Origin of the sequence: Amycolatopsis sp. NPDC001319, from assembly GCF_042896185.1 — a bacterium.
In the GTDB taxonomy this organism is placed as follows: domain Bacteria; phylum Actinomycetota; class Actinomycetes; order Mycobacteriales; family Pseudonocardiaceae; genus Amycolatopsis.
Genome location: NZ_JBIAWY010000009.1, coordinates 134448 through 153226, shown reverse-complemented (window position 1 = coordinate 153226; position 18779 = coordinate 134448). Strand labels below are relative to the sequence as shown.

The window sequence follows — 18779 nt, the reverse complement described above, 5'->3', positions numbered from 1 at the left end:
CTCGCTGAGCACGAAGGGGCCACGGCTTTGACAGTGATGTCGTAGCAGGCCCATTCGCAGGCGGCGACCCGGGTCAGGCCCGCGATGCCGCCCTGGCTCCGTCGACGACCACCGACACGGAAGCGCCTTCGTGGGCCAACGCCCGGGCGATTCCGGCACCGGTGCCCTGGCCCGCGCCGGTGGCGAGGGCCGTCTTGCCCGCGACGATCGACCGGGTCATCCGATCGCCTGGTAGGTGAAGGTGGACGGGCCATAGTGGACGGTCACGGTTCCGGCGGGCGAGTCCGAGTCGATCACGCCTTCGTCACGGCTGGCGACGCGGATCCGCAGCCGGTGCCCCGCCTTGAACCGGTGGTGCGTCGCCCACAGCGGCACGCGCAGGTCGTAGGGAGTTCCTGGCTCCACCGGCACCCGCACCTCGTTGCCGGCCCGGTGGCTGGCGCGCAGGAAACCGTGGGTGACCCTGGAGACCTCGTCGTCGGGGCCGAGGTCTTCCACGATCACGGCGACGTAGCCTTCGTCCGCGGTGAAGGCGACGCGCAGATCGACGAACGGCGTACCGGCCAGCACCAGATCCGCCGGAAGGGACTCCGTCTCGGCGAGCAGCGCACCGGTCTCCACGTCGAACACTTCGGTGGCCTTCTCCGCCGGACCGGCCACGAGCTTGCCGCCGGGCGCGAAAGTCAGGTGGTCTTCCCGCGCCTGGGCCGGCGGCCAGGTCGAGTACTGCTTCCACCCCGCGTCGGGCATCTCGTAGGAGGTCACCCGGGTTTCGGGCAGGAGGCCGGGGACGTCGTCGGAGAGCCAGTGGTCCCACCACGCGAGGTACGCCGCGGTCGCGATGTCCTCGAACTGGCCCGGGAGCATGCCGTGGCTCCACGGGCCCGCGACCATCCAGACGTTTTCGGGGCGGGCCTGGAAGTTCTTCACCATGGCGTTGCGGTACTGGTCCAGCCAGCCGCCGACGTCGAGCACCGGAACGTCGAGCCTGTCCCAGCGCGCCCGCACACTGCGGTCGCGCCAGTAGTCGTCGTAGAGCGGATGCCGGGGGTAGGTCTCGAGGGTCGCCGGGGCGGTGTCGGACTGCCAGCCGCGGATCCGGTTGTTGTAGATGCCGCCGCCGAGGTAGATCGTGTCCTCGTACCAGTCGCTCAGCGCCTGGGCCGCGATCACCGCGGTGAGGTGTTCCGGCTGGTGCACGGCGGCGAGGAGGGCGGTGTGCCCGCCGTAGCTCACGCCCATCTGGCCGACCTTGCCCGTCGAGAACGGCTGCGTCCCGAGCCACTCGATCAGGTCTACGTTGTCACGCTGCTCCTGCGGGCCGAACGGGTCGATCTCCCCCGGCGAGTCACCGCTGCCGCGCACGCTGCACACCAGGACCACGTACCCCCGGGTCACGAACGCGCGGGCACCGGCGGCCATGAACGACACCGCGTTGTACCCGTTGAACTCGTACACGATGCCGGGAAACCGCCCGGGCGCAGGGGAACCGTCCGGGTTCGCGGGGCGGTGGAGCTCCCCGGCCAGCAGCACCCCGTCCCGCATCTCGACCTGGACCTTGCTCACGTGAACGCCGTGCGTTTCCGGTCTCGCATACGTGAAGAACGGATCCGTCGACGAGGTCGAGCGAGCCACGGGCTTCGAGAGATCGAGTCCCGCGAAGTGCGCGGACAGATCGGCAGGTGACAACGGTTCCGGCATGTCCGGAGCGTATCCACGACAGCCTGACTGAGGGCGCCAAGTCGACAAAGTGATCATTCCTTCCGTCTTGTAGCGCAGAAACACCCATTCCAACCTCTGATCGGGCGTTCTGCGATCACTTCGACCGGCGTCCTCTCTGACTTCTGATGCGACCGAAACCCGCCCAACTGCGCAAACGCGGCGCCGGACATCTTGATTCGGTGAACGCGCGCGCCGGCCGGATTCAGGCCCTTGTGCGATCACGCGAGTGACCTTCGTACGCAGAAACAGGTAGCGTTCGGCCACCATGGGTGTTTCCCGCGCACCATGCGCTCCTGGAGCCCTGTCATGCAAGAGCAATTGTCCGAGGACGACCTCGCGCTCATCCATGCGCTGCAACTGTGGCCACGAGCCAGCTGGAGTTCCCTCGCGCCCGTGCTGGGCACGTCGGCCCCGGCGCTCGCGAGCCGGTGGATCCGGCTGCGCGAGAACGAGGTCGCGTGGGTTTACGCCTACCCGCTCGGCGGCGTGGCCGCGCGCAACCGGCAGCTGGCGATCGTCGAGTTCGACTGCGCGCCGGGCCGGCTCGACGACGTGGTCGGCACACTCGAGGGGCTGGTCCACGTCCGCGCCATCGAGTACGCGGCCCGTGGCCGCGACCTGATGACGATCGTCGCGGCACCGACTTTCGAGAAACTGTCGTCGTTGATCCTGGACGAGCTGTCCCGGATCCCGGGCGTGCAGTCGACGAGGACGCACCTCGGCACCGAGATGCACATCGAAGGCAGCCAGTGGCGGCTCGGCGCGCTCGACGCCCGTGAACAGGCCGCGATCGAGAAGGCCGCGAAGGCCGCCACCCCCAGCCCGCGTGGAGCGCCGGTCGACATCACCGCGCCCACCTACGCCCCGCTGATGTCAGCCCTGAGCAAAAACGGCAGAGCGACGGCGATCGACATCGCCGACCAGGTCGGCCGCCCGGCCTCGACCGTGCGGCGGCAGCTGGGCCGGCTGCTCAAAGCGGGTGCGCTGGCGATGCGGTGCGAACTGTCCCAGCTGCACACCCGGTGGCCGGTGAGCGTCATCTGGTGGTGCCGCGTGCCGAAACCGCTCCTGCTGTCCGTGGTCGCCAGAATGCGGGCCGAACCCCGCGTGCGGATGTGCATGTCGATGACCGGCCCCGCGAACTTCGTCGTCTTCGCCTGGACGGCGGGCCTCGCCGACCTGATGCAGCTCCAGGGCGTACTCGAGGACCTGCTACCGCCCGGCGCCCTCATCGACAGCTCCGTAACCCTGCGCACGCGCAAACGCGCCGGCTGGCTGCTACGCCCCGACGGCCGCCTCGACACGGACACACCGCAGCCCGCCCAGTAGGCAGTCGTCAACGAGCTGCGGCTCAGGCCTCGCCGGCCTTCGCACGGGCGATGGGCTCGCGCCTGGAGGCGGCGACAGCATCGCTGGCATGATCCACGCGTGAGCTACGACTTGGCGGTATGGGAGGGCGACCGTCCGTCCGGCGACCAAGCGGCCGGCGACGTGTTCCATTCGCTGTACGAGCGCCACATCGAGTCCGACAGTCAGGAACCACCCTCGGACCGCATCCGTACCTTCGCCTTGGCTCTGCTCGATCGCTACCCGGACATCAGTGAGGAAGACGGCGAAGACAGCCCTTGGTCGACCGCGCCGATGCTCAGCGAGGCGGTCGGACCGTTGATGTACTTCCCGATGGTGTGGAGCCGGTGCGAGGAGGTCTCCGCCTGGGCCGCGCAGCTCGCCGCGGAACACGGATTGGTCTGCTATGACCCTCAGCTCGAGCGGCTCCGACCGTAGCGTTGCGACGAACCGGTCGGCCTTCGTCCGCATCAGCGCGGCGAGGGCTTCGCCAAGGATCGCCCCGGGCGGTCTCTAACAAGTATCCCGGTTGTTCTTAGACTGGCCGCGTGGAGGACATCGAAGCGATCGCCCTGCTGCAGGACCCCGTCCGGCGGCGGTTGTACGACTACGTGGCAGCCCAGGACCACGAGGTGAGCCGGAACGAGGCGGCGGAGAGCGCCGGGATCCAGCGCACGCTGGCCGCGTTCCACCTGGACAAGCTCGTGGACGCGGGGCTGCTGGAGACCGACAGCAGGAGGCTGAGCGGGCGGACGGGCCCCGGCGCCGGGCGGCCGGCCAAGCTCTATCGCAGGTCCGGCGCCGAGCGCCAGTTCTCGGTTCCCCCGCGCGATTACCGCACCCCCGCCGATCTGCTGGCCGAGGTCGCCGACACCGCCCGCCTGGACACCGAACTGCAGGCCGCCGCCCGACGGGAGGGGCGGGCCGCCCGCGCCACCGCGCCCGCGCCGGTCGACGGTCTCGACGCGGCGAAGGCCCTGCTGGCCGCTCGCGGCTACGAGCCCCGCCTGGACGAAGACCGGGACGCCTTGCGCCTGGCCAACTGCCCCTTCCACGCCCTTTCCGAGCGGCATCCGGTGCTGGTGTGCGGGATGAACCTGGCGCTACTGGAAGGGCTGCTGGAGGACGCCGTCGGCCTGCAGGCCCGCATGGACCCGCGACCGGGCATGTGCTGCGTCGTCGTCGAGCTTTCTAAAAATAACGCGAGTTGACATAGAAACACCACGATGGTGAGGTGAGGGCATGACGGGACACCACCTCGCCCAGCTCAACGTGGGCACGATGAAATTCCCCCTCGCCGACAGCCGCATGGACGGCTTCACGTCCATGCTCGACACGCTGAACGAGGTCGCCGACAACGCACCCGGCTTCATCTGGCGCCTGGTCGACGACAGCGGCACCGACGCCACCGCGATCCGCACGTCCCTGGGCAATGACGTCCTGGTGAACATGTCCGTCTGGGAAAGCCGGGACGCCCTGTGGGACTACGTCTACCGCAGCGGCCACCTGGACGTGCTGCGCCGCCGGGCGGAATGGTTCGAGCCTCCGAAGGCGCCGTTCCAGGTCATGTGGTGGATCCCCGCCGGGCACACTCCCACCGTCGAGGAGGCCGTCGAGCGCCTGGAACTGTTACGCGCACAGGGCCCCACGCCCAACGCCTTCGGTTTCCGCGACACCTACCAGCCCGCGGACGCCGACTCGACACCGCGGCACCCGGCGGAGGCTCCTCGGCGCCGCCAGCTCGCGAGGTAGTGGCGGCCGCGCGATCCGCCAGGGAATCCGTGCAGCAGGATCAGTTTGGCGCAGCTCGCGGCGGAAACGTGGACCGACAGCCCCACCGGGCACCACAATCGATCCATTGTGGACACGACGTTCCTCTCGATCGGTCGTTCCGGGGAAGTACGATCTCCGGCCCCTCGCGCGCGACCCGGAACCACCTCAGCGCTTGATGAACTCCAAGACATCGGCGTTGAGTTGCTCAGCGTGGGTGACGTACAGGCCGTGCCCGGCAGTGGGATATTCCCGGTAGACGGCGTGGGGCACGAGCTTCCGGGTACGACGGCCGGTGACGTCGATGGGGGCGGACTGGTCGGCCACTCCGTGCACAACGAGCGTCGGAATGGTGATCTGACGCAGATCAGGGCGGAAATCGGTGTGGAAGTTCGAGTGGAACATCGCGGCCGTCGCGAACGGCGATGCCGACAGGCAGCGCCGGATCTCGTGCTCGATCAGTGCCGGTGAAACGTCGTTGCCCAAGTGCGTGGCGAAATAGCCCTGCGCTCGATCGGCGAACCACTTCGGCCGGTCCTTGCGCAGCTGTGCCAGCGTCGCCTCGTTGACCGCCTCGGGAATTCCCTCGGGATTGTCCTCGGTCAATTCGAGGTACGGCAACGTCGCCGCCAGGAACGCGACACGGGAGACCCGCTCCTCGCCGTGCCGGGACAGATAGCGTGCGGCCTCGCCACTGCCGGCCGAGTGGGCGACGAGCGTGATGCCGCGCAGGTCCAGATGCTCGATCAACGCGGCCAGATCGTCGGCGCCGGTGTCCGCGTCGTAGCCGGAGGAGGGGCGGTCCGAGCGGCCGTGCCCCCGCCGGTCCAGCAGGACACACCGGAATCCTCGCTCGACGAAGAACGGAACCTGATATTCCCACATTTCGGCGTTCAGCACCCAACTGGAAACGAACACCATCGGCGCGCCCGAACCGTAATCTTCGTACGACAGGCGGGTCCCGTCACCGACCTCGAAGAAAGGCATTTTCCGCTCCTCACCATTGTGTTGTGACCCAATGGTCGCCGAGGATGAGACGCTGGTCGATTACCTGGCACGTAATGAGTCCGGTGGGCGGTCGCGGGCGAGCGCGCAGGCCCGGCGGCTCCGGACGGAGCCAGCGGGACCGGTCGGACGGCGACAGCGGGCCGTGGCCGCCCAGGCCGGACTCGGTCGGGCGGTGCCCTTCTGGTCGTGTGTCGGCTGTCACGGCAGCTGCCGCCGGGCCGACGCCGGCACCACCCGAAACTTGCCGACCGAGACCACCTTCGCCACGCTCGGCGAAGCGTCACCGATCAGCTACGCGAACATCCGCCGATGGGCCACTTGGTCGACAGCGGCAGCCCCGCCGGCGGTCACGAAACTGGGCTTCTACCGCCCTCAAGTCGCCCCTACCAACGGGTAGCAAAAAAGCCCAGGCCTGTGGCCTGGGCTTTGCTCCCCCGCTTGGACTCGAACCAAGAACCCTCCGGTTAACAGCCGAATGCTCTGCCAGTTGAGCTACAGGGGATCGTATTCGGTTGTGCACCGGATCTCCGGTGCGATGGAAAGAACTTTAGCGCACCCCCCGCGCCACCCGAACAGGGGGCCCCTCTTTGCGGATCACGCCCAGGGGGCGCCGGATTGCTGGACAATGGAGAGTCGGGAGTCCGACGAACGAGAGGCGTGGCCACTGATGAAGAAGTTCCTGCTGGGCGTGGGTCTGGGATACGTGCTGGGGACCAGGGCCGGCCGGGGACGGTACGAGCAGCTCGTGCGCACCTACCGCAAGGTGATCGACCACCCGATGGTCCAGGGCGCCGCGGGAGTGGCACGGGCCAAGGTCGGGGAGAAGTTCGGCCGGGGGCGCTGAGCCTCGCGCACACTGCCGCCGAGGGGGCCTGCGAGCGCGCCCGGAAACGTCAGGGGATGCGCGCCACGAAGAAGATGCGGCGGAACTCGAACCACGTCGTGCCGTCCGCGCGGGGCGGGTAGGCCTCGTCGAGGAGCGGGGCCAGCTCCGTGCGGAAGGCGGCCCAGTCGTCGTCCGGGAGGGCGGCGCGGATGGGGCGCAGGGCGGTGCCGGTGATCCACTCCAGCACGGCGTTCTCGCCGGCCAGGCGCTGCACGTAGGTGGTCTCCCAGGCGTCGACGAGGCAGCCCGCGTCGGCCAGCAGGGAGGCGTACTCCAGAGGCGACGACACGGCCTCGTCCTCGCGCAAGACCAGGGTGGCCAGGCGCGAGGCCCACGCCGGGGACGCCGCCAGCTCGCGCGTGATGCGGTGCGACGGCGCGCCGAAGTTGCCCGGCACCTGCACGGCCAGCACGGCACCCGAAGGCAGCTGCGAGACCCAGCGGCGCAGCAGCTCGTCGTGGCCCGGCACCCACTGCAGCACCGCGTTGGAGACGACCACGTCGGTGTCCGGGTGCGGCGCCCACTCGCGGACGTCGGCGACGTGCGCGTCCACGCCGCGAGCGCGGGCGGCGTCGACCATCTCCGGCGAGCTGTCGAGCGCCTCCAGCGTGGCGCCGGGCCAGCGGCGGCCCAGGTCGAGCGTGAGGTTGCCCGGGCCGCAGCCCAGGTCGACGACGCGGCGCGGCGCGTCGGACGAGATTCGCCCGATCAGGTCGTAGAAGGGGCGGGCCCGCAGGTCCGCGTAGTCGAGGTACTTGGCCGGATCCCACATGCGAGCCTCCCGAGAGCTAAACCGTACGCCCGTACTGAGTACGAGCGTACTGCTTACTCCCCCGGGTTGGCCAGCTTCGCGGCTACTTCCCCCGCGATCGCCTCCACCAGCGCCGGATCCGTGCCCGGGTCGGGGCGCACCTGGAGCACCGTGCCGTCGCGGCCGGGGACCTTCCGCTGCACGAACCACGCGCCGCCGCCGGCCCCGAAGTCGTGGCGGTGGCGCGCGCGCACGGAGCCGTCGACGCGCAGGCGCACCTGCGGCGGCACCTTGCCCGGCGCGGGCAGCCGGAACCGCACGGGCGGGCGGTCGACGACCACCATCACGGCGCCGGCCTCCCCGGTCTCCTCGGACTCCGTGAGCTCGAAGACACCGTCGCCCCACGCGGCCTTGGCCACGAGGTGCCAGTAGACGCGCCGGGGGCCGCCCTCGGACGGCACCCACAGGCCGAGGCTGGTCACCACGAGCTCGCCACCGCCCTCGACGCCCGCGACCGCGATCACGTTCTCGCCCGGAGCGAGCTCCCCCGGGAAGTCCGCGGGGAGTCCCCCGCCCATCAGCCGGTTCAGCCAGCCCATGTCAGTCCCATCCGGACGCGGCCTGCTCGCGCAGCGACTTGCGGTACTGCTCCAGCGCCACGAGGTCGCCGAACAACGCACGGTAGTCGTCGGGCGCTTCGACCGGCGAAAGTCGTTGCAGCTTCGACTTGATCTCGCCGATCTGCCGGCCGACGAGACTTTCCTGCACCCCCGCGAGCACGCCGGAGATGTAGCGCGAGTCCACTTCTCCCAAGGCGCGCAACGGTTCCACGGCCAGCTCGCTCAGCACGCGCCGCACCGTCCCTTCCGGACAGTGCTGCCGCGCGGCGTCGAGCAGGGCCGAGCCGGTGAGCCCCGACGCGGCGCCGCCGGCCTTGAGCAACGCCAGGTGCACGGCGACGTACACGGGGTGCGTGAACGCCTCCTCCGGCAGCGAGTCGTACTCCGGCCCGGCGATCGCGGGCTGCTGCAGCGCGGCCTTGAGCGCCTCGCGCTGGCCCATGAACCGCGGGTCGCCGGGGGCGGGCCGCGGCAGGTCCTGCTTCTCCGGCTCGGGCGCGGGCGCCTGCCGGGACGCGGGCTGCCGCAGCTGCGGCTGGCCGCCGCGCTTGGCCGTGGCCCCGGCCGCGCCGCGCACGCGGTTCACGACCTGCGCCACGTCCTGCCAGCCGACCCACCACGCGAGCTTCGACGCGTACCCGTCGCGGCTCGCGCGGTCCTTGATGGCCGCGACCATCGGCACGGTCTTCTGCAGCGCCGAGACCTGGCCGTCGACCGCGTCGAGGTCGAACTGCTTGAGCGTGCTCTTGATCACGAACTCGAACAGCGGCGTCCGGCGCGCCACGAGGTCCTTCACCGCCGCGTCGCCCTTCGCGATGCGCAGCTCGCACGGGTCCATGCCGTCGGGCGCCACCGCGATGTAGGTCTGGCCGGCGAAGGTCTGGTCGCCCTCGAACGCCTTCAGCGCGGCTTTCTGGCCCGCCGCGTCGCCGTCGAAGGTGAAGATGATCTCACCGCGGAAGGCGTCGTCGTCCATCATCAGCCGGCGCAGCACCTTCATGTGGTCCTCGCCGAACGCCGTGCCCGACGACGCGACGGCCGTCGGCACGCCGGCCGCGTGCATCGCCATCACGTCCGTGTAGCCCTCGACCACCACGACCTGGTGGCGCTTCGCGATCTCGCGTTTGGCCTGGTCGAGGCCGAACATGACCTGCGACTTCTTGTAGATCTGCGTCTCGGAGGTGTTGAGGTACTTCGCCTCGATGCGGTCGTCGTCGAACAGCCGCCGCGCGCCGAAGCCCACCACGTCGTTGCCGACGTCGCGGATCGGCCACACCAGCCGCCGGTGGAAGCGGTCCATCGGGCCGCGCTGGCCCTCCTTGGACAAGCCCGCCGCGAGCAGCTCCTTGACCTCGAACCCGCGGTTGAGCAGGTGCTTCGTGAGCTTGTCCCAGCCGCCCGGTGCGAAGCCGCAGCCGAACTGCTTGGCCGCGGCCGCGTCGAACCCGCGCTCGGAGAGGAAGTCGCGCGCGGCGCGGGCCTCGTCGGTCACCAGCTGCTCGATGTAGAACTCGCTCGCCGCGCGGTGCGCCTCGATCAGCCGGGAACGCGTGCCGCGGTCGCGCTGCACGCTCCCGCCGCCGCCCTCGTAGTTCAGCCGGATGCCGACGCGGTCCGCCAGCCGCTCGACCGCCTCGACGAACGAGACGAGGTCGATCTTCTGGATGAACTTGATGACGTCGCCGCCCTCGCCACAGCCGAAGCAGTGGAACGTGCCGTGCGTGGGGCGCACGTTGAACGACGGGGTCTTCTCGTTGTGGAACGGGCACAGCCCCTTCAGGCTGCCGCCCCCGGCGCGCCGCAGCGCGACGTACTCCCCCACGACCTCGTCGATCCGGTTGCGCTCACGCACCTCCGCGATGTCGCTCTCCCGAATCCGTCCTGCCACGGTATCCACAATAGTTCTCCCTCCCCGGTGGCTTTGCGGCACACTCGGCCTCATGCCCACACCGACGGCGCTCGACGACCTCGCCCGGGAGTTCGCCACCCACCGCGGCCACCTGATCGGGGTGGCCTACCGGCTCACGAGCACCCGCTCGGACGCCGAGGACGCCGTGCAGGAAGCGTGGCTGCGCCTGGCCGCGCTCGACGACGCCGGGCGCGCCGGCATCCGCGACCTGCGGGCCTGGCTGACCACGGTCGTCGGCCGGATCTGTCTGGACCGGCTGCGGTCGGCGCCGGCGCGGCGCGAGCAGTACGTGGGCCAGTGGCTGCCCGAGCCGATCGTGACGCCGTTCGGCGCACCGGTGAGCGAGGACCCGCTCGAGGCCGCGGTGCGCGACGACGGCATCCGCATGGCCGCGCTCGTGGTGCTGGACAAGCTCACGCCCGAGCAGCGCGTGGCGTTCGTGCTGCATGACGCGTTCTCCGTGCCGTTCGGGGAGATCGCCGAGATCCTCGGCTGCTCACCCGACGCCGCCCGCCAGCACGGCTCCCGGGCGCGGCGCGCGCTCGAGAGCGCCGACCCGCCGCCGCGCGCCGAGCTCACGGAGCAGCAGCAGGTGCTGGAGCGGTTCGTGACCGCGCTGCTGGCCGGAGACATCCGGGGCATGACCGAGGTGCTGCACCCGGACGTCGTGCTCATCGGCGATTCCGACGGCAAGGGCCGCACCACGCGCCAGATCATGGTCGGCGCCGACAAGCTCATGCGCTTCTTCCTGGGCCTGATGGAGAAGTACGAGCCGGGCGTGTTCAGCCGCGGTGCCCCGATCCTGGTCAACGGCGACCTCGGCCTGTGGCTGCCGCCGATGCCCGGCCGCGACGGGTTCCTGTCCGTCGACGAGCACGTGCAGTCCATGAGCCTGCGCGACGGGCGCATCGTGGCCATCTACGACATCGTGAACCCCGACAAGCTCACGCACATCACGCGCCCCGCCTAGGTTCGGCGGGCGGGTGCGAAGAAGTCGGCGAGCAGTCGCGTGACCTGCTCGGCCTCGTCGTGGTGCACCCAGTGCGACGCGTCGGGCAGCCGTTCCACGCGGTCGAGGCCGGGGACGTCCTCGGCCTCGGGCTCGGCCAGCTCCTGGCCGAGGTAGCGGTCCTTGTCGCCCCAGATGACCAGGGTGGGCGCCTTGATCGGGCGGATCGCCGCTTCCGCCTTCTTCGGCGGGGTCCGCACCGAGGACCGGTAGTAGTTGATCATCCCGGTCGCCGCGCCCGGCTGGGACCACGCCTGCACGTACCGGTCGATCTCCTCCGCTGTGTACGCCGGGTTCGCGTCCTGCAGGAAGTGGCGGAAGAAGTGCCAGTTGTTCGCGTGCACGATCGTCTCGGGCAGGTCCGGGAGGGCGAACATGAAGAAGTACCAGGACTTCCGGAGCTGGCCGGGGTGGTGCAGTCCCTGCGACAGCTTGCGCGGGTGGGCCGCGTTGAGGACGGCCACCCGGTCCACGACCTCGGGGTGGCTCATCGCGGTCGCCCAGGCGACGGTTCCGCCCCAGTCGTGCCCGGCCAGCAGCGCCTGCTCGGCGCCGCGTTCGCGAATGAGGCCGCTGAGATCGGCGGTCAGCCGGTCGGTGTCGTAGGCGTCGACCTCCTTCGGCCGCGAGGACAGGTTGTAGCCACGCAGATCCGGCGCGACAACGCGGAACCCCGCTGCCGCCAGCGGTGCGATCTGCTTGCGCCAGCCGTACCAGAACTCGGGGAAGCCGTGCAGCAGCACGATCAGCGGGCCTTCGCCGGCTTCGACGTAGTGCAGCCGTACGTCGCCGACTTCCGCGTAGCCCTCACGGAGGTCGCCGCCCAGCCACGCCGCCTGCCGGTCGGGTTTCCCGCTCGCGCCGCCGGCGCGGCCTTCGCTCGTGTTCATCGTCGCCTCGCTGGGTTCGGCCCTGAGGCATGCATGGTTCTGGGCCCCCTCGCGGACGGCATCACCTCCGGCAGATGACCCGTGGCCCGCGAGCGCGTGCCACTGTCCGGGGTCGTCCGCCCCCAACGATCCGGAGGTCCGTCGTGGCAACGACAGGTGAGCGAACCGGTGCCGTCCGCCCGTTCTCGGTGGCCGTGCCGCCCGAGGCATTCGACGATCTCGAGCGGCGCCTCGCCGCGACCCGCTGGCCGACCGCGGAACTCGTCGACGACCGTTCGCAGGGCGTCCAGCTGGCCGTGCTGCAAGCGGTCTGCCGGTATTGGGCAAGCGGGTACGACACCGGGCGGGTCGAGGCGCGGCTGAACGCGCTCCCGCAGTTCACCACCGAGATCGACGGCGTGGAGATCCATTTCCTGCACGTGCCGTCGCGGCACGAAGACGCGCTGCCGCTGATCATGACCCACGGCTGGCCGGGCTCGGTCATGGAGCTGCTCGACTCGATCGGCCCGCTCACCGACCCGACCACGTACGGCGGGCTCGCCCAGGACGCGTTCCACGTCGTCTTGCCCTCGCTGCCCGGCTACGGCTTCTCCGCCGAGCCGGCCGAGGTCGGCTGGGACCTCGGCCGCACCGCCCACGCTTGGGCGGAGCTGATGCGCCGCCTCGGCTACTCGCGCTTCGTGGCGCAGGGCGGCGATGTCGGCGCCGGGGTCACCGACGTGATGGGCCGCCAGGCACCCGAGGGGCTGGTGGGCATCCACACCAACCTGCTCGTGCCCGCGCTGAACGACCCGGCGGCCCTGCCGTCGGGCACCGAGCAGGAACGGGCGGCGCAGGCGGCGATCAAGACGTTCCAGACCAGCGGCAACGGCTACTTCGTCGAGCAGGCCACCCGGCCGCAGACGATCGGTTACGCGCTGCTGGACTCCCCCGCGGCGCTGGCCGCCTGGATGCTCGACCACGACACCGACGCCTACGCCAAGATCGCCCGCGCCTTCCTCGACGGGCAGCCCTCCGGCAACCTGACCCCCGACCACGTCCTGGACAACATCACCGCGTACTGGCTGACCGGCACCGGCGCCTCGGCCGCCCGGTCGTACTGGGAGGCGTACGGGCCGGACGCGCCCGCCGCCCAGAACCCGCCGCCGCCCCCGGTCCGCGTCCCGGTCGGCTTCACGACGTTCCCCGGCGAGATCTGGCGGACACCGCGCACCTGGGCCGAACAGGCCTACCCCACCCTCGACTACTTCCACGAGGCGGAGCGCGGCGGTCACTTCGCCGCGTGGGAGGAACCCGACCTGTTCGCCGCCGAGCTGCGGGCCGCGTTCCAGCCGCTCATGGCAGCGGCACCCGGCACGCGTCGCCCGAGGTGAAGCCCTGGTCGACGATGCCGAGCGCGCTGTTCATGCGCGCGCGGGAGTTCTCGAGCGCGATCTGGTAGGTCAGCTCCAGCACGCCGGCGCGCCCGAACTCGGCTTCGAGCTCGGCCACCTGCTCGTCGGTCACGCTCACCTGCGCGCCCGAGATCGCGTCGGCGTAGGCCACGGCCAGCCGCTCGGCACGCGAGAACGCGGGCGAGGTCGCGTAGTCGTCGATGTGGCGCAGCCGCTCGATGTCCAGGCCGTCGTGGCGCTGCAGCATCGTGCCGAAATCCACGCACCACGAACACCCAATCCGCGTGGCGACGCGGTACACCGCCAGCTCGCGCACGTTGGCGGGCAGCCGCTTCGACGCCTTCTCGGCCATCAGCTCGTGGACCACAGTCGCGCGCAGCAGCCCGGGATGGTGCGCCACCACGGCCATCGGCTCGGGCACGGCGCCGAAGCGCTTTCCGGCGAACCGGTAGAACAGCTTCAGCAGCGGGCCGGCCTCGGTGGTGCGCTTCGCCGGAATGCGGGGCATGGTCGTCTCCTCTTCGTCGGTGCTGACGGAGGAACGAGACGGGCGCCGGAGGTGTGACAGCTACTGGCGGCGCCAGCAGGTCGGGCGCCACCACCTCGAACACCAGACGCCCGCAGCACGGACAAACGCGCCTCAGCGGCCGGCCGTGATCGCGCGCACGTCCCAGAGCCACACGCCGTCCACGAACTGCGCGGGTTTGCGCAGCAGCAGCTCGACGGTGGCGCGGTACGCGTCGGCGTGTTCGCGCGGGATGAGGACGAGCACGCTGGCGTTCCAGTAGCGCAGGTCCTTGATGGTCTGGTCGCGGTCGGCGTCGGTGACGGGCTGGGCCTCGCCCGAGTCGCGGACGCGGTCGAGCAGGGTGGACGTCGGCATCTGGTAGGAGCCGTAGCGGCCGCGTTTGTCGTCGGGCCCGCTCGGGCCCACGAAGTAGCCCTCGGGCATCGCGTAGCCCAGGCCCGCGTCCATCTGCCAGTGCAGCGGCTCGGACTCGCCCGAGCCAGGCAACGGCACGGGCACCACCGTGCCACCCGGGGCGACGTAGGTGCGCCAGGTGCCGTCGGCGAAGAACGCCGGCGTCGGCGGGCGGTCCTTGACCAGCAGCTGCGTCGGCGCGATCGGGAGGAGCACGGCGATCACCGCACCCACCCAGAGCAGGCGAAGGGGCAACCGGCGCCGGCCCTCTTCCGGGTCCGGCAGTGTCTCGGCCGTGGCGAACACGCGCTCGGTGGCGATCGCGAGCAGCGCGCCGATCGCGGGCACGCACGCCATCGCCAGGCGCGACTCCAGCAGCGACTCGAACAGCGGCAGGTCGGCCAGCAGCTTCCACGGCCCCGCCACACCGGTGTCCACGTGCACCGCCATGAGCTCGACGCCCATCGACAGCCACGCCATGAGGAACATCGAGATCGCGAGCGAGCGCGCCACGACCTCGCGCCACAGCCAGATCGTCACCACGACCATGAGCGCGATGAGCGGCCAGCCGAAGAACGCGTTCTCCTCGGTGCGGTTGATCGACACGTCGGCCGCGGCGTCGGGCTGGCCGGCGACCGACTGCGTGGCGAACCGCGTGAACGCGGCGAGGTCGTTGCCGACCGGGCCGTGCTCCAGGCCGGAGTAGCTCTGCGGGCCGAAGAACTGCCACCACAGCGGGAAAGCCACCAGCACGGCGGTGATCACCACGGCCAGCCCGCCGCCGAGCAGCAGCGGGCGCACCATCGCCTTGATCTCCCGCGGGCGCGACGCGAGGTACGCGACGGCGAAGATCACGAAGCCCAGCGCGAAGATCAGCAGCGGCTCTTCGCCGAGGAAGATCTGGTACGCCGTGAGCACGCCGAGCCAGATCCCGTTGCGCACGAGCTTGCGGCCCTGCGCCAGGTGGATCACCTTCAGCGCCAGGAACGGCAGCACGAACCACGCGACGAAGTTCGGGTGCGCGTTGCCGTGCGAGATCATCGACGGCGCGAACCCGGCCACCGCGCCGCCGATCGCCGCGGCCGCGCGGTACCGGACGAGGTGGCGCGAGAACACCCAGTACCAGGCGGCCGCGGTGCCGGCGAGGCTGCCGGTGAGCGCGATCGCCCACGTGACCGTGGGGCCGAAGGCGAGCGTGATCGGCGTGAGCGGGATGCCGACGCCGAGCATGGCCGTGTTGGCCATCATGTTCACGCCGAGCGGGTAGTCCTGCAGGTCCGAGTTGAGCGGGTTCTGCAGGTGCAGCACGGACTTCGCGGTGACGTCGAAGAACCACTCCCACAGGTTCTGGTCCGACGCGCTGTTCCACAGGTAGCCCGTGCCCAGGTCGCTCCAGAGCCCGCCGTACAGGATGAAGGCGAACGCGAGGAAGGCCGCCATGATGCCGGCGTCGGCCCACGACGGGCGCAGCTTCGGTGTGGCGGCGGGCGCGGACGGCCCGGGAACGGCGGGGATCAGCTCGGTCCTCGCTTCCGGTTGGAAAAGGCTCACTACGGGCGCACCACCCGCGCGAAGAAATACACCGCGCCGGTGCCGGCGTGCCGGACGAGCAGGAGGAACGGCCGGTCCACCACGACTTCGAGCGGCTCGGCCGTGGACAGGGACAGTGTGCGCATCTGGATCGCCGTGGCGGCCGCGCCTTCGAGACCCTGCTCGTCGAGGCGCAGCACGGCCTGGTGCACCACGCTGTCGACCCACAGCGGACGCGTGGCGGTGAGCCCGGTGAGGTCGGCGCCCTGCGTGAACACCTCGCGCACGCCCAGGGCACGCAGGGCACCGTCGAGGTCGGTGCGGACGTCGAGCTTGATCTTGGGCAGCGACAGGCGCACCTTGCGGCGCTTCGGGCTGTCGAGGAGCTGCTTGAGGTTGGCGGTGTCGAGCGTGGCCTCGGCGGGCGCGAGATCGCCGTCCGGGAGCAGGACGACGGCTTCGACGCCGCCCTGCGCGGGGAGGCTCACGACCTGCCAGCCATCGGCGTGGTGGTGGCCGACGGTCTCCTCGAGGTGCATCGTCGGCACCCGGCGGGTGGCCCCGGGACTGTGGAAGTCCGCGGGCGCGGTGGCACCGTCGGGGAACGGGTGGCGCCAGGCGGTCTTGAGGTAGAGCGCGTTGACGAGGCTGGCGCGCGTGTCGGCGCTGATCGTGCCCGAGGGCAGCAGCTCCGGGATCAGGCCGTGGGTGATCCGGTCGACGTCGGTGTTGATCAGTCCGCGCGCGGCTTCGGGGTCCGTGGTGAAGGGCGCGGTCTCGGCTTTGCCGCCGGGCCAGGTGATGAGCTCGTCGAGGAAGGCGCTCTCGACCGTGATCTGATCGGACGCCCAGAGCGTGTTGGCGACGGCCAGCCGGGCCTCATCGCCGAGCGCCGCGGCGTCGCGCAGCACTGTGGCGTGCGCGTCGAGGTCGGCTTCGCTGGTGGCCAGGAGCTCGCGCAGCTCCTCGGCGGTCCGCCCGCGCGCCGCCCGGGCCGCGAGGCCCAGCGCACTGGCCGCGGAGTACGGCGAAAAACACGCGTCACCCCCACCCGCCGCAGCGGTGCGTCCCAGGGCGAGCGTGAAGTCCAAGTGGCTGTCCACGGCCATGCGGCGACCGTACCCGACCGGGTGGTTCCGGCGGCACGGAACCGATCAGCTGAAGCCTCGCCCCGCCCCTGCCTCGTCCCGCCTGCCACTCCGGCTGGCCCTCCGCTCCGGCTCGCCCGTCCCCTCCGGCTTGCCGTCCCCTCTCGCTCACCCCTGACCCCTCCGGTCGGCTTACCCCCTCGGCTCGCCATCTCTCCGGCCGGCCCCGAGCACCCCAATGTGGCGTTGGTTGCGCCGAGCGCACCCAATGTGGCGTTCGGTGCGTTGAGCGCACCGAACGCCACATTTGGGGCGGGGTTGGCCGGCCCGCGAGGGCTGTGGGCAGGCGGAGCGGAGGGCAGCGCGGTGGTCAAGACCGCGCGGCCGAGAAGGGCGTCGTCGAGACGGGCGCGGTCGAGAAGGGCGCGGTCGAGCCGGCGACAGCTCAACCGTGCCAGCCAACGTGCCCACGGTGCCCTTGGTGAACCCGCGCGTCCGTCATCGACGCGACCCCGCCCACCGCCACCCCCAAGAGCAGCAGCACGACAACACCAGGTCAGGCGTGCCGGCCCACGTGCCAGCGGTGCCATTCGTGGGCCTGCGCGTCGGTGAGTGAGGCGACCTGGTCGACCACCACGCGCAGGCGTGCGGCGTCGTCGGTGGCGGCGTGCCACGGGGGGACGAAGAGGGGGTCCAGGGATTCCGGGGCGCGGCGCAGGAGGGCGGCGACCAGCTGCGCGATCAGCTCGCGCTGGCCGTCCTGCATGGCGAGGCGGCGCCGGTCGCTCATGACGTAGCGCAGGGCCAGGGCCTTGAGCAGCGCGACCTCCGCCGCGACCTGGTCCGGGACGGCGAGGCGGGCGCCGTAGCGCAGGAGGGGGCCCTCGCCGTAGACGCTGCGGGTACCGGTGACCGCGGCGGAGGCGAAGCGGCCCACGAGCTCGCTCGTCAGCTGCTTCAAAGCAACCTGCGCGCGCAGCGAGCCGTCCGGAGCGGTGCGGACGAGGGCGGCCACCACGGGCAGGTCGAGCAGCTCCTTGGCCGCGCCCTCCAAAGTGGACGCCGACAGCGTGGAGAAGTGCCGCGCGGCGGCCTCGGCGACGGCCGCGCGTTCGTCCGGGTCCGCCAGCACGCCGAGCGAGATGCGCCCGGCCAGCACGCCGTCCTCGACGTCGTGGACGGAGTAGGCCACGTCGTCGGACCAGTCCATGATCTGGGCCTCGAGGCACCGCCGCTCGCCCGGCGCCCGGGAGCGCACCCACTCGAACACGGGCACGTCGTCGGCATACACGCCGTACTTCTGCTGCCCCGGCCGGCGCCGCCACGGGTACTTCGTGGTCGCGTCGAGGCACGCGCGCGTGAGGTTCAAGCCGGCCGCCGCGCCGGCTTCGTCGAGGGACTTCGGTTCCAGGCGCGTGAGGATGCGCAGCGTCTGCGCGTTGCCCTCGAAGCCGCCGCACGCCTGGGCGACGTCGTCGAGCGCCTGCTCGCCGTTGTGCCCGAACGGCGGGTGCCCGATGTCGTGCGCGAGCCCGGCCGTGTCGACGAGGTCCGGGTCGGCGCCCAGCTCCTCGGCGATGCCGCGCCCGATCTGCGCGACCTCCAGCGAGTGCGTGAGCCGCGTGCGCGGCACGCCGCTGACCTCGGCCCCCTCCCCGGGGCCGACCACCTGCGTCTTGCCCGCCAGCCGGCGCAGCGCGGCCGAATGCAGCACGCGGGCGCGGTCGCGCGCGAAGTCGCTGCGCCCGTCGGGCCGCGCGCCGGCCAGCGCCGCGCCCTTGGGTGCCTCGGCCAGCACCCGGGCGCGGTCGTACTCGGAGTACCCGTCGCTCACCCGGTCAGTTTACTGATCCGGCCAAAAGTAGACCGACCCCCGAGCGACACGCAACCGTTGCTATGAAGCCATTCGGCCGTGACTGTGGTCGGATTAGTA

The 18779-nt window shown here is 71.0% G+C and carries 18 protein-coding genes and 1 tRNA gene; 7 read left to right on the top strand and 12 right to left on the bottom strand.

Translation table 11 applies throughout. The features are described from left to right. Positions 1–73: 73 nt before the first annotated feature. Together ACFY1H_RS31750 and ACFY1H_RS31745 are read right to left on the bottom strand one after the other, a co-directional pair. Complete coding sequence (locus ACFY1H_RS31750; RefSeq protein ID WP_386952473.1) at positions 74–220, bottom strand: hypothetical protein; 147 nt, start codon at positions 218–220, stop codon at positions 74–76. Then, the gene (locus ACFY1H_RS31745; RefSeq protein WP_386952470.1) at positions 217–1701 is read right to left on the bottom strand and encodes a CocE/NonD family hydrolase; all 1485 of its coding nucleotides are present in this window, start codon (positions 1699–1701) and stop codon (positions 217–219) included. Before ACFY1H_RS31745 ends, ACFY1H_RS31750 begins: the two co-directional genes overlap by 4 nt. Before the next feature lie 327 nt (positions 1702–2028). Here ACFY1H_RS31745 and ACFY1H_RS31740 point away from each other — a divergent pair, with 327 nt between their 5' ends. The 4 genes from ACFY1H_RS31740 (at position 2029) to ACFY1H_RS31725 (ending at position 4821) form a co-directional block, all read left to right on the top strand. Next, entirely contained in the window at positions 2029–3051 is a 1023-nt protein-coding gene (locus ACFY1H_RS31740; RefSeq protein ID WP_386952468.1) for an Lrp/AsnC family transcriptional regulator, read from the top strand. A gap of 99 nt (positions 3052–3150) precedes the next feature. Continuing rightward, positions 3151–3507 (top strand): hypothetical protein, encoded by a 357-nt coding sequence (locus tag ACFY1H_RS31735; protein WP_366582618.1) that lies wholly within the window; start codon positions 3151–3153, stop codon positions 3505–3507. A gap of 110 nt (positions 3508–3617) precedes the next feature. Then, positions 3618–4280 carry a helix-turn-helix domain-containing protein gene (locus tag ACFY1H_RS31730; protein WP_366582617.1) on the top strand — a complete coding sequence of 221 codons (663 nt, stop codon included), beginning with the start codon at positions 3618–3620 and terminating at the stop codon, positions 4278–4280. Between the two features lie 31 nt (positions 4281–4311). Continuing rightward, the gene (locus ACFY1H_RS31725; RefSeq protein WP_366582616.1) at positions 4312–4821 is read left to right on the top strand and encodes a DUF3291 domain-containing protein; all 510 of its coding nucleotides are present in this window, start codon (positions 4312–4314) and stop codon (positions 4819–4821) included. A 186-nt stretch (positions 4822–5007) separates the two neighbouring features. Here ACFY1H_RS31725 and ACFY1H_RS31720 read toward each other — a convergent pair whose 3' ends face one another. Both ACFY1H_RS31720 and ACFY1H_RS31715 read right to left on the bottom strand, forming a co-directional pair. Next, positions 5008–5826: an alpha/beta fold hydrolase gene (locus tag ACFY1H_RS31720; protein WP_386952463.1), complete on the bottom strand. Its 819-nt coding sequence runs from the start codon at positions 5824–5826 to the stop codon at positions 5008–5010. Between the two features lie 450 nt (positions 5827–6276). Continuing rightward, a tRNA-Asn gene (locus tag ACFY1H_RS31715) sits at positions 6277–6349 on the bottom strand. Between the two features lie 165 nt (positions 6350–6514). On the opposite strand from ACFY1H_RS31715, the gene ACFY1H_RS31710 reads away from it, so the two are divergent. Then, positions 6515–6691 carry a hypothetical protein gene (locus tag ACFY1H_RS31710; protein WP_366582614.1) on the top strand — a complete coding sequence of 59 codons (177 nt, stop codon included), beginning with the start codon at positions 6515–6517 and terminating at the stop codon, positions 6689–6691. A 49-nt stretch (positions 6692–6740) separates the two neighbouring features. Here ACFY1H_RS31710 and ACFY1H_RS31705 read toward each other — a convergent pair whose 3' ends face one another. From ACFY1H_RS31705 to dnaG, 3 genes are read right to left on the bottom strand one after another with little or no spacing between them, the layout of a single operon-like run. Then, complete coding sequence (locus ACFY1H_RS31705) at positions 6741–7505, bottom strand: trans-aconitate 2-methyltransferase (protein WP_386952460.1); 765 nt, start codon at positions 7503–7505, stop codon at positions 6741–6743. Between the two features lie 53 nt (positions 7506–7558). After that, positions 7559–8083 carry a hypothetical protein gene (locus ACFY1H_RS31700; RefSeq protein WP_386952458.1) on the bottom strand — a complete coding sequence of 175 codons (525 nt, stop codon included), beginning with the start codon at positions 8081–8083 and terminating at the stop codon, positions 7559–7561. A 1-nt stretch (position 8084) separates the two neighbouring features. Beyond that, complete coding sequence (gene dnaG, locus ACFY1H_RS31695) at positions 8085–9992, bottom strand: DNA primase (protein WP_386952455.1); 1908 nt, start codon at positions 9990–9992, stop codon at positions 8085–8087. A 52-nt stretch (positions 9993–10044) separates the two neighbouring features. Here dnaG and ACFY1H_RS31690 point away from each other — a divergent pair, with 52 nt between their 5' ends. Further along, complete coding sequence (locus ACFY1H_RS31690) at positions 10045–10983, top strand: sigma-70 family RNA polymerase sigma factor (protein ID WP_366582610.1); 939 nt, start codon at positions 10045–10047, stop codon at positions 10981–10983. Here the strand turns inward: ACFY1H_RS31690 and ACFY1H_RS31685 are convergent. Then, a complete protein-coding gene (locus ACFY1H_RS31685; RefSeq protein ID WP_386952451.1) occupies positions 10980–11912 on the bottom strand; it encodes an alpha/beta fold hydrolase in 933 nt (310 codons plus the stop codon). The genes ACFY1H_RS31690 and ACFY1H_RS31685 overlap by 4 nt on opposite strands. A 143-nt stretch (positions 11913–12055) precedes the next feature. On the opposite strand from ACFY1H_RS31685, the gene ACFY1H_RS31680 reads away from it, so the two are divergent. Beyond that, positions 12056–13285, top strand: a complete 1230-nt coding sequence (locus tag ACFY1H_RS31680) for an epoxide hydrolase family protein (protein WP_386952448.1) — start codon at positions 12056–12058, stop codon at positions 13283–13285. On the opposite strand, the gene ACFY1H_RS31675 is transcribed toward ACFY1H_RS31680, so the two are convergent. The 4 genes from ACFY1H_RS31675 to ACFY1H_RS31660 all read right to left on the bottom strand — a co-directional run bounded on the left by ACFY1H_RS31675 (position 13248) and on the right by ACFY1H_RS31660 (position 18680). After that, entirely contained in the window at positions 13248–13814 is a 567-nt protein-coding gene (locus tag ACFY1H_RS31675) for a carboxymuconolactone decarboxylase family protein (protein WP_386952446.1), read from the bottom strand. The two genes, ACFY1H_RS31680 and ACFY1H_RS31675, sit on opposite strands and share 38 nt — an antisense overlap. A 132-nt stretch (positions 13815–13946) precedes the next feature. Then, the gene (locus ACFY1H_RS31670; RefSeq protein ID WP_386952443.1) at positions 13947–15779 is read right to left on the bottom strand and encodes a glycosyl transferase; all 1833 of its coding nucleotides are present in this window, start codon (positions 15777–15779) and stop codon (positions 13947–13949) included. After that, a complete protein-coding gene (locus ACFY1H_RS31665; protein WP_386952440.1) occupies positions 15779–16867 on the bottom strand; it encodes a serpin family protein in 1089 nt (362 codons plus the stop codon). The genes ACFY1H_RS31670 and ACFY1H_RS31665 overlap by 1 nt, the downstream gene beginning before the upstream one ends. A gap of 535 nt (positions 16868–17402) precedes the next feature. Further along, complete coding sequence (locus tag ACFY1H_RS31660) at positions 17403–18680, bottom strand: deoxyguanosinetriphosphate triphosphohydrolase (RefSeq protein WP_366582605.1); 1278 nt, start codon at positions 18678–18680, stop codon at positions 17403–17405. Between the last annotated feature and the right edge of the window lie 99 nt (positions 18681–18779).